Source organism: Mesorhizobium sp. M2E.F.Ca.ET.219.01.1.1 (genome assembly GCF_004016445.2).
In the GTDB taxonomy this organism is placed as follows: domain Bacteria; phylum Pseudomonadota; class Alphaproteobacteria; order Rhizobiales; family Rhizobiaceae; genus Mesorhizobium.
Genome location: NZ_SADT02000051.1, coordinates 1 through 452 on the forward strand (window position 1 = coordinate 1; position 452 = coordinate 452).

General features: G+C 68.4%; 1 protein-coding gene. It reads right to left on the bottom strand.

The genetic code is table 11. The features are described 5' to 3' along the window. The coding region (locus tag EN862_RS34875) for a transposase (protein ID WP_193771629.1) at nt 1–452 on the bottom strand (452 nt) is incomplete at both ends.

The window sequence follows — 452 nt, forward strand, 5'->3', positions numbered from 1 at the left end:
GCGATGAAGGCCGAGACGACCCTGCGGCCGCTCTTGCCGGCGTGCGCCAGCACGTTTCGCATGAAGTGGACCCGGCAGCGCTGCCATGTGGCGCTGAGCACCTTGGTGACGGCGGCCTTGAGGCCCTCATGAGCATCGGAGACGACAAGCTTGACGCCGCGCAGGCCGCGACGGGTCAGCTTGCGCAGGAACTCGGTCCAGATCGGCTCGGCCTCGGAGGTGCCGACCTCCATGCCCAGCACCTCGCGGCGGCCGTCCGCGTTGACGCCGACGGCGATGATGACGGCGACCGAGACGATGCGGCCACCGCGGCGCACCTTCAGGTAGGTGGCGTCGATCCACAGGTATGGCCAATCGCCCTCGATCGGCCGCTCGAGAAAGGCCTTCACCTTGCCGTCGATCTCCTCGCAGAGCCGGCTCACCTGGCTTTTGGAGACGCCGCTCGCGCCCAT